The organism is Rhodococcus sp. EPR-134, assembly GCF_001647205.1.
In the GTDB taxonomy this organism is placed as follows: Bacteria; Actinomycetota; Actinomycetes; order Mycobacteriales; family Mycobacteriaceae; genus Rhodococcus_F; species Rhodococcus_F qingshengii.
Window position 1 is genome coordinate 1 of sequence record NZ_LVCT01000316.1, and the last position, 7,990, is coordinate 7,990.

The window sequence follows — 7,990 nt, forward strand, 5'->3', positions numbered from 1 at the left end:
GAGGACATCGTCATCGCTCATGGCGTACCCGGCCATCCGGTCCTGCACTCCCAGCGCGAACAGCATCTCTGCTGCAGGTTGATTTACCGCGATTGCCCGTTCGATCGGTCGCTCCACCGTGACGTCTCGGCCACAGTTCTGGACTGTCACGCGCGATTGTTCGGAAGAGTTGGATTGTCGGGCAGCACTGTCGTCGGAGGAGCAGGCAACCAACGACGCGCTCAACAGGGCAGCGACGGCGGCGGCGGGTAGGCGAAGTCTGGACAGACGCATGGAATCTCGTTCTCGCAGGGGCTCGTTCGCGGAGCCCGTTACCGTGTGAACAGGCGCCTGTTGACCCCTGCTGCCAGCCGGTATTCGGACTCGAGATCGCCCCACCCGAGCGCCTTCCCAGATTCTCATCCAGTGGCGTAAGCCCGGGCGGTCACCCTCACCGCTGCGCGTCAGTTCCGGATTCACACCGGATTCCCTGACCCCCTGTGTGGAGGTCCGCTGGCACAGAGGAACTTATCACCGCAGTGCACCGCCGGTCAGGTCGGCTGGTGTGAGGCAATCAGATCTCGATGGCCAGGTCGTCGATGTCGGTGAGGGTTCCGCCGTCGGCGAGGATGCGCTCGTAGTTCTCGCGTCGACGGAGGTCGATTTCGGTGTTGCTGACGCCCTCCTTCCAGTATCCGAATATCGCGACGTCGTTTTTGTCGAGTCCGACGTTCGATCGAAAGTGCTTCCGGATTGCGCGCATCTCGTTGCGTTCACCGGCGCCCCACACGACGTAGCTCGCGGGATCGGCGAGCTCGCGTGCTCGTACCGCCAGTGGGCCGTCGGGCTCGGCCGGATCTGCGCTCACGCGGTGAAGCTCCAGGCCGGGGAGGGCGGGCAGTTCGGCGAAGGCGACCTCGTCATCTGTTGTGAACCAGCCGATTCCGACGACGTCGGTAGGTAACTGCTCGATGATCGAGTGCAATGCGGGTATTGCGGTGCCGTCCAGAAAAAGTGCGATACGTCGACCAGGAACATCAGGGATCAAGAAGTGTGGCCGCGGACCGGTGAGGCCGAAGGTGTCACCGACGGCCAACGCTGCTGCCCACCTCATCATCGGACTGGTCTGTCCGTGCAGGACCACATCGACGACGATCGATCCGCTCGCTGAATCGTAGGAACGCACCGTGTACACGCGCGAAGCGTCGTCGAAGGCCGGCCCGAGATTCATGCGTACGGTCACATTCGGGCGTGACCAGGTCGGATCGTCGGTCGACTCCGTCAAACGAGCCGTGATCCGCAGCAGGTGATCGCTCGGTCGCTCCATTGCTTCGACGATCGCGAGAACGTCGTTGAGTCCGCGATTGTGGTCAGCGGTCCGTAGGACGGTCGTCGGGGGAGTTGTTGTGCGCGAGGCGTCTGCATGTGTCATCGACTGTGCTCCTGGATCGGGTTTTTCGGGATGCCACCAGGTTAGTGCTGCCTAAGTCGAGCGAGTTGTCCAGAAGTGACATTTGATTACCTGAATGATTCGGGTCTCGAAACGACGCGGTTGAGTGAGTGGTGCCGGCGCTGCTACCGTGCCTGTGATGTCCATACGCCGCTGTTCTCTCGCTTCCGGCCGTGCACTGCGCACGGCCCGATTCGGCGTAGCGACTTTCCGACGTGGGCGTAAGGCGATCGACCGCCGCCCGTCCGGTCTTGTCTGGATCGAAAGAGCCTTGGCCGCACCGGCCGGATCCGTCTGACATTCGCTACTTTGGCGAGCATTGCCTCGCCGAGATTTCGCAGTGCCACACCTGTTGCAGTGCTGCGCATTTCCCGTACCTGAGGTTTCTCGCGGGTGAGTTGTGAGTGTCGGCGCCACCGAGCCTGGAATGCCAACCAACTCGTTTTCGTGAAAGGTACACAGCAATGAATCGTTTCGAAGGTCGTCGTATTCTCGTCACCGGCGCAGGATCTGGAATCGGGCAGGCCACCGCGCTGCGGTTGCTCGCCGAAGGTGGCCGCGTGGTCGCTGCCGACATCTCCGAGCAGGGTTTGGCGAACACCCGGAAATCGGCAGAACATGCTTCGACGGAGGATCGCCTCGACACCGTCGTCGTCGATATCGGTGACGAGGGTTCCGTCATCAAGGTTGTGGGTCAGGCGATTTCGTCTCTCGGGGGATTGGACGTACTGGTCAACGCCGCCGGGATACTGCGTGGTGGGCACACCCACGAGACCTCGCTGGACTTGTGGAATCAGGTGCTCTCCGTGAATTTGACGGGCACTTTCCTCGTCACGCGCCAGGCACTGCCGGCTCTCCTTGCCACCGGCAACGCAGTCGTGGTGAATTTCAGTTCCACCTCCGCTGCCTTCGCGCACCCGTACATGGCCGCGTATGCCGCAAGTAAGGGAGGAATCCAGTCCTTCACTCACGCACTGGCTCTCGAATACGGCAAGCAGGGTCTGCGTGCCGTCGCGGTGGCTCCGGGCAGTGTGAAGAGCGGAATCACCGATACTACGGCGTCGTACTTGCCGGAAGACACCGACTGGTCGCTCTTCGGCAAGTTGTCACCGATTCTGAGCACTGATCTGGAGTCCGGTGGTGCCCCCATGGCCGGGCCGGAAAGTGTTGCGGGAGTTATCGCGATGTTGGCATCCGACGATGGTGCCTTCATCACGGGCACGGAGATCCGGATCGACGGCGGCACGCACGCCTGATTCTGCGTCCGTCTGACGGCCCGCACAGGCAGGCCGTCAGACGCGAGCCGTCATTCTCGCGAGCGAGTGATGGCGGGGACGACGTAGGAGTGATCGAGCACGGCGGGCGAAGGTTCGTACATTCTCAGTACCGGTCGGAAATCCCCGCGCGGTGCGGGCAGCCAGTTTGCCTTCGCCGTGGGATCTTTCGGCTCCTCGTGGCTGATCGTGATCGTCAACGCACCGTCGGCGTCGTGGACGATTCCTGGAGTGCGGTCGCCGATCGAGTATCGGTCGACGGGATTCGCCACGAGGAAGAAGTCCGGCACCGAGTACATCGTCAGCGACCAGAAGGCGCTCACCGGCGGAGTGGGGTCGAGTCTCATTGTGTAGGTGTGGGTTCCGTTCAACTGCTCGCCCTGATCGTCGACGTAGGTCATGATGTACGCCGCTTCGTAAGGGTGGTTGCCCCACAGCCCGCCCTTGGCAGCCGCGGCGCGTTCGACGATGCGCAACTTGGGATCGGCGATCTTGAATTGTGGATCGTCGATTGTGCCGACCTCGAAGTAGTCGAGGTTGTAGTCGAAGGCGTGGAATGTGAGCTTCCATCCGTTGACTTCGGGGCTGGAGCCTTTCGTGAGGGCCTCGAGCAGGTTCTTCTCACCGATCGTCAATCCGTCAGCCAACGCGGCTGCCTCGTCGGCAGAGAGTGAAGCGGCAGAGTGTGAGCTATAGGGAGAGGCCCCGGGCTCGTCGATTCCGATCGGGGAGAAGGAATCCTGGAGTTCTCGATCGCGTGGGGCCGGCGGAAACGCCTGTGACCAGATGCGGAGTTTCTCGAGGAACAGGAGGTCCTGGCTTACCCCGGGTTCGGGCACTGGGAGACCCGCCGAGTTTCCGGTGGAGTCGACGACGGTCAGCGTGGTGGCGTCCTGCAAGGCGTGCACCGCAGGGAGGTCGTCGTCGCCACCGCATGCCCAGCGGCCCACGATCGACGCAATGTTCGTGGGAAATCTGATCACCGTGGTCTGGTCCGCCGGGATTCCCGTCCAGGTGGGTGGGACGAGAAGGAAGTCTCCGCTCTTCGTGCCGGTGGCCCGATGCCCGACGTAAGCGAAATTGTTTGTCCAGGCGTCCACGAACTGGAGGACGTAGTAACGGCCATCGGTATCGGGGACGTGCAGCGCAACGGGGCCGACAGAGAGATCGATCTGCGCCATGGAATACACGGTGTCGTTGTTGATCGTGACGAAAGTGTCTGCCGGCCCGGCCAGTGTTCGGGCGTGGCTGAAGGTGTTGAAAGGTGCGGCGGGGTTCGCTCCGACACCGTTGTGAACATACCGATGGACCTGGTCGAGATTGAAAACGAGGGGAAATCCGTAGATATACGCCTGAGCTGCAAGCTCGGTGCGACTGGTGTCTGTCATCACTGCCCTCTCGTCGTGCACGTCGGTTCGAAGTCCACCCTGCGGGAACCCTGCCGTCGGGGCATCACCCGCCGAGGGTGACGACGGTAGAGGGAGAAGACATGTCGGATCAGGAGAGTGCGGCATTGGTCGCTGTCGCAGACGAGTGGAACGTCGCGATGTGCTCGAACGACGCCGAACGGATCGGCGATTTCATGGCAGACGACTGGGTGATCGTCTCGGAATCCGGAGTGTCGACCAAAGCGGAGTTCCTGGGTTTCGTGGCCTCGGGCGACTTGACTCATTCGGCGATGGACCGCGTCGGGAGCGCTCGCGTGCGTTTCTTCGGTGACGTCGCACTGTTCACCACGCGGATCGTCAATACCGCGCACTACGGCGGCAGACAATACGACGCCGACGAGTGGACCACCGACGTGTTCGCGCGGCGAGACGGTCGTTGGTGCTGCGTGTTGAGCCACATCACGCCGGCGGTCGAGGCGAAGATCGAGGACGTGGAACTATGACGTAGAGATAAGAGAAAGGCTGATGTTTTAACGGTGACACTATTGGGTAGTAATACGAGTTTCGCATTTATGAATGTATTTATCGGATTTATCGATTGTGAAGTTTCTGTAGTAGCGTCAGTTGAGTAGATCATTTTGATACGCACACCGGATGAGGTTCTCACATGATTGTTCTCGGCATTATTCTGGCGTTGATCGGCTTTTTCACGGGGTTGAGCATTCTGACCACCGTCGGCATCATCTTGGTCGTCGTAGGTGCAGTTTTGTCCATCCTCGGTGCTACCGGGCGCGCAGTGGGCGGACGAAAAGTCTGGTATTGATCAATACTGCGCGAGTAGCTGAGAAGGCGGTACCCGATCTCTTCGGAGATCGGGTACCGCTTTTTGTGCTCCAACTGGTTTTCGGTCTCTCTACCCCAAATTATCGATCTGAGCGGCATCGGGTAAACATGAAGGATGCTTTCTCGAGACCATGACGAAGAGAAATCTGCCGAGCGATTCAGATTCCCTCGCAGATGGAATCAGGTTGACGAATCGCGCCGCGGTTTGGTGTTGGCGTGGGTGGCCTTCACGTTGACGTTCGGCGGAGCACGTCTGGTGACGTGGTTGATCCAGATCGACACCAGAGACGTCGGCGACATCAGCGCCGGTGGCACTCATCTGCATCACTATTTATGGGGAATTCTGCTGTTGGCCGGGGTGGCGATCTTCGGACTCGTAGACCGAAGCCCTCGCGCAAGAACATGGATGGGCATCGCGTTGGGCATCGCACTCGGGCTCATCGTCGACGAGGCTGCGTTACTGATCACTCTCGACGACGTCTACTGGCAGAGCGACGGTTGGCCCAGCATCGCCATCGCTGTGTCGATTATCGGAGTGGTAGGAACCGGTCTCGCGCTGACCCGAAGCGGAGCGGAGAAGCCTCGAGGTTGATCCGGCCACGGCACGGGTACTCACTCCCGTGCCGGGAAGTCGCGCGGATCGTGAGGTGGCTTGAATGGATCCCAGTTCCGCGGACACCTCACCGGATTCCGACAGTGAAGTCAAAGCTGCAGATCCGATGGCGGAAGCCGAACGTGAAGCCGCAGCATTGGCGACGCCCGTCCGGCCGCTGGGCGAACCGGGGCCGAGGTTCGATCGTCGTTCACCGTTCTTCATCGGTCTGAGCGCGGCGGCCGGTGTTGCCGTGACGTACGCGGTGATCGAAGTGCTCCTGGCGGCGCGAGGCATGCTGATCCTGATCGTGGTCGCGCTGTTTCTCGCGGTGGGCATCGAACCGATGATCGTCTGGCTTGAGCGGAGACATTTCCGGCGCTGGATCGCGGTCACCGTGGTACTCCTCGGAATTGCGGTGATGCTCGCGCTGTTTCTCGTTGCTGCGATCACTCCGCTGGTCGAGCAGGGACGTCAGTTCGCATCGCACGCTCCCGAACTTCTGACACACATTCGTGACCGGTATCCGATCGTCAGCGACCTCGACGAGAAGTATCACCTCGAGGAGCACCTCACCACCCAACTGGACGGTTCGGGGTCTGCGCTCGCGACGGGTTTGCTCGGAGCGGGGCGCGCGGTGTTCGGCGCAGTCGCCGACGCTGGAATCGTTGCGGTACTGACGACGTACTTCTTGATCGACTATCCACGAATCCGCACGAATCTGTATCGGCTGGTGCCACATTCGCGGCGGCCACGAGCAATCGCCATCGGTGATCAGATACTGGCAGGTGTGGGTGGGTACGTCCTCGGCAATGTTCTGATCTCCGTGATCACCGCAGTGTGCACCTTCGCGTGGTTGTTGATCTTCGACGTGCCGTATCCGTTGATCCTGGCGCTGCTGGTCGCTCTGCTCGATCTGATCCCGATAGTCGGTTCCACGATCGCAGGGGTTGTCGTCGCCCTGGTCTCCCTGACAGTCTCTGTCCCAACGGCATTGGCGACAGTTGCGTTCTTCATTGCGTTACGTCTGCTCGAGGACTACCTGCTCGTTCCGAAGATCATCGGGAAGACGGTGGCGGTCCCGGCACTGGTGACCGTTGTCGCGGTTCTGTTGGGTGGAGCGTTGCTCGGTATTGTCGGTGCGTTGCTGGCGATTCCGGTCGCTGCGGCCTTGCTGCTGCTTGCAAGGGAGACGCTCTTTCCGCGCCTCGACGCTTCTTGACCGGCTTCTATCGGACGCTTCGCGCGCGACGCCGAGAACCAGGATTCGGCTTGGGGCACATCCGAGTCGGGATGGTTTCTCCCTCGGCGGTGATACGGAATACCGAGACTTTCTCGCTACAACCGTGATTCAGATCGACCGCGTATGCGATTGCGGCGCGATCCGAGACGAAATCTTCCATCACCGTTGTACCGTCCGGTAGTTCGATTCTGTAGTTTTCCATGACTTACACAACCTTCTTTCGCTAAGACGATCCTACCCGGCTCGAGAAGTGGCAAACCCGTGGAACACAACGTGCGACAGTCGTCTTCGTGCCTTGCCGGTGCAATGTTTCGACACCTCGCCTGCTGGGTAGTGAGAGTCGGTCAGCCGCTCAGGCGGTACGTATCGAACCACGGAGGATCCGCGCAATGAGCGCAGTATCGAAAGCGATGTACAAGCCACTCTCACTGGCGACCAGCGTCCTGGGCGGCATCGTGGCCGGCGCTGTCTTCCAACAGGTGTGGAAGCGCATCGGTGACGACAAGAATGCGCCCGAGCCCAAAGACTTGAGCAGGTCGAGCAAGGAAGTCCTGATCGCCGCAGCCCTGCAGGGAGCCATCTTCGCTGTTGTGCGAGCCGCAGTGGATCGTGCGGGGGCAAAGGGCTACCGGGCCCTTGCTCATGAAGATCCTCGGTAGGAACGCCCGGTTCGGTTCGAGTTCAGTCGACGACGGCCGCGATTGCCTCGATCTCGACCAGTTGATCGTCGTAACCGAGAACGGTCACACCCATCAGAGTGCTCGGGGCGTCGTGATCACCGAACGCGTCGCGGACTACCTCCCACGCCGCAACCAGGTCGGCTTGATTGCTCGACGCCACGAGGACGCGGGTGTTGATCACGTCGGTGATGGACGCGCCCGCGTCCGAGAGAGCTGTTCTCAGGTTGTCGACGGCCTTGGCTGCCTGTCCTGCGTAGTCACCGATGGCGGCAGTAGAGCCGTCCGCGTTCAGAGGACAGGATCCGGCCAGGAAGATCAGCCGTGCATCGGCGGGAGCCGTTGCTGCATAGGCATATTCAGCCACCGAAGAGAGTGACGTGGAACGGATCAGAGTTACCGACTTCGACATTATTTCCCCAAGGAATAGTAAAGTTTTGCAGCGAGTCTTTCACAGCACGCCAGGGGTTGCCAATTCATCGTCGGACCCATCCATTCAGTCGGCAGCTACGAATGACTGCCAATGAGCCGAGAAGAAGAGCAC

Annotated in this window: 11 protein-coding genes, 1 pseudogene and 1 riboswitch; of the genes and pseudogenes, 7 read left to right on the top strand and 5 right to left on the bottom strand. The window is 60.7% G+C overall.

Annotated elements, in window-relative coordinates:
• Nucleotides 1-273 (bottom strand): annotated as a pseudogene (locus A2J01_RS14550) (ABC transporter substrate-binding protein); the annotation flags it as partial.
• 58 nt (nucleotides 274-331) lie between these two features.
• A riboswitch (cobalamin riboswitch) is annotated at nucleotides 332-512 on the bottom strand.
• A gap of 41 nt (nucleotides 513-553) precedes the next feature.
• Nucleotides 554-1,411: a siderophore-interacting protein gene (locus tag A2J01_RS14555; protein WP_064112963.1), complete on the bottom strand. Its 858-nt coding sequence runs from the start codon at nucleotides 1,409-1,411 to the stop codon at nucleotides 554-556.
• A gap of 157 nt (nucleotides 1,412-1,568) precedes the next feature.
• On the opposite strand from A2J01_RS14555, the gene A2J01_RS35795 reads away from it, so the two are divergent.
• Nucleotides 1,569-1,727 carry a hypothetical protein gene (locus A2J01_RS35795; protein ID WP_155419158.1) on the top strand — a complete coding sequence of 53 codons (159 nt, stop codon included), beginning with the start codon at nucleotides 1,569-1,571 and terminating at the stop codon, nucleotides 1,725-1,727.
• Between the two features lie 166 nt (nucleotides 1,728-1,893).
• Nucleotides 1,894-2,685 carry an SDR family NAD(P)-dependent oxidoreductase gene (locus A2J01_RS14560; protein ID WP_063314916.1) on the top strand — a complete coding sequence of 264 codons (792 nt, stop codon included), beginning with the start codon at nucleotides 1,894-1,896 and terminating at the stop codon, nucleotides 2,683-2,685.
• A 50-nt stretch (nucleotides 2,686-2,735) separates the two neighbouring features.
• Here A2J01_RS14560 and A2J01_RS14565 read toward each other — a convergent pair whose 3' ends face one another.
• Nucleotides 2,736-4,091, bottom strand: coding sequence for a DUF1254 domain-containing protein (locus A2J01_RS14565; RefSeq protein WP_064112964.1), 1,356 nt, complete (start codon nucleotides 4,089-4,091; stop codon nucleotides 2,736-2,738).
• Nucleotides 4,092-4,192: 101 nt separating this feature from the next.
• Here A2J01_RS14565 and A2J01_RS14570 point away from each other — a divergent pair, with 101 nt between their 5' ends.
• From A2J01_RS14570 to A2J01_RS14580, 4 genes are all read left to right on the top strand, one after another.
• On the top strand, nucleotides 4,193-4,594 hold the full coding sequence (locus tag A2J01_RS14570; protein WP_007734703.1) for a nuclear transport factor 2 family protein: 402 nt from the start codon (nucleotides 4,193-4,195) through the stop codon (nucleotides 4,592-4,594).
• Nucleotides 4,595-4,758: 164 nt separating this feature from the next.
• Entirely contained in the window at nucleotides 4,759-4,914 is a 156-nt protein-coding gene (locus A2J01_RS36415; RefSeq protein WP_003945564.1) for a DUF6131 family protein, read from the top strand.
• 135 nt (nucleotides 4,915-5,049) lie between these two features.
• Nucleotides 5,050-5,526, top strand: coding sequence for a hypothetical protein (locus tag A2J01_RS14575; RefSeq protein WP_003945539.1), 477 nt, complete (start codon nucleotides 5,050-5,052; stop codon nucleotides 5,524-5,526).
• Nucleotides 5,527-5,590: 64 nt separating this feature from the next.
• A complete protein-coding gene (locus A2J01_RS14580; protein ID WP_064112965.1) occupies nucleotides 5,591-6,748 on the top strand; it encodes an AI-2E family transporter in 1,158 nt (385 codons plus the stop codon).
• Nucleotides 6,749-6,755: 7 nt separating this feature from the next.
• Here the strand turns inward: A2J01_RS14580 and A2J01_RS14585 are convergent, their stop codons facing one another.
• Nucleotides 6,756-6,971, bottom strand: coding sequence for a hypothetical protein (locus tag A2J01_RS14585; RefSeq protein ID WP_003945874.1), 216 nt, complete (start codon nucleotides 6,969-6,971; stop codon nucleotides 6,756-6,758).
• Between the two features lie 187 nt (nucleotides 6,972-7,158).
• On the opposite strand from A2J01_RS14585, the gene A2J01_RS14590 reads away from it, so the two are divergent.
• Nucleotides 7,159-7,428 carry a DUF4235 domain-containing protein gene (locus A2J01_RS14590; RefSeq protein WP_064112966.1) on the top strand — a complete coding sequence of 90 codons (270 nt, stop codon included), beginning with the start codon at nucleotides 7,159-7,161 and terminating at the stop codon, nucleotides 7,426-7,428.
• 22 nt (nucleotides 7,429-7,450) lie between these two features.
• Here A2J01_RS14590 and A2J01_RS14595 read toward each other — a convergent pair whose 3' ends face one another.
• Nucleotides 7,451-7,858 (bottom strand): RidA family protein, encoded by a 408-nt coding sequence (locus A2J01_RS14595; protein ID WP_047269303.1) that lies wholly within the window; start codon nucleotides 7,856-7,858, stop codon nucleotides 7,451-7,453.
• Nucleotides 7,859-7,990: the final 132 nt, after the last annotated feature.

What these genes read in the sequence shown, in the direction of transcription:
- A2J01_RS14590 (WP_064112966.1), top strand. Translation starts at nt 7,159, where the DNA reads ATGAGCGCAGTATCGAAAGCGATGTACAAGCCACTCTCACTGGCGACC.
- A2J01_RS14565 (WP_064112964.1), bottom strand. Translation starts at nt 4,091, where the DNA reads ATGACAGACACCAGTCGCACCGAGCTTGCAGCTCAGGCGTATATCTAC.
- A2J01_RS14580 (WP_064112965.1), top strand. Translation starts at nt 5,591, where the DNA reads ATGGATCCCAGTTCCGCGGACACCTCACCGGATTCCGACAGTGAAGTC.
- A2J01_RS14585 (WP_003945874.1), bottom strand. Translation starts at nt 6,971, where the DNA reads ATGGAAAACTACAGAATCGAACTACCGGACGGTACAACGGTGATGGAA.
- A2J01_RS14560 (WP_063314916.1), top strand. Translation starts at nt 1,894, where the DNA reads ATGAATCGTTTCGAAGGTCGTCGTATTCTCGTCACCGGCGCAGGATCT.
- A2J01_RS14570 (WP_007734703.1), top strand. Translation starts at nt 4,193, where the DNA reads ATGTCGGATCAGGAGAGTGCGGCATTGGTCGCTGTCGCAGACGAGTGG.
- A2J01_RS14575 (WP_003945539.1), top strand. Translation starts at nt 5,050, where the DNA reads ATGCTTTCTCGAGACCATGACGAAGAGAAATCTGCCGAGCGATTCAGA.
- A2J01_RS36415 (WP_003945564.1), top strand. Translation starts at nt 4,759, where the DNA reads ATGATTGTTCTCGGCATTATTCTGGCGTTGATCGGCTTTTTCACGGGG.
- A2J01_RS14595 (WP_047269303.1), bottom strand. Translation starts at nt 7,858, where the DNA reads ATGTCGAAGTCGGTAACTCTGATCCGTTCCACGTCACTCTCTTCGGTG.
- A2J01_RS35795 (WP_155419158.1), top strand. Translation starts at nt 1,569, where the DNA reads ATGTCCATACGCCGCTGTTCTCTCGCTTCCGGCCGTGCACTGCGCACG.
- A2J01_RS14555 (WP_064112963.1), bottom strand. Translation starts at nt 1,411, where the DNA reads ATGACACATGCAGACGCCTCGCGCACAACAACTCCCCCGACGACCGTC.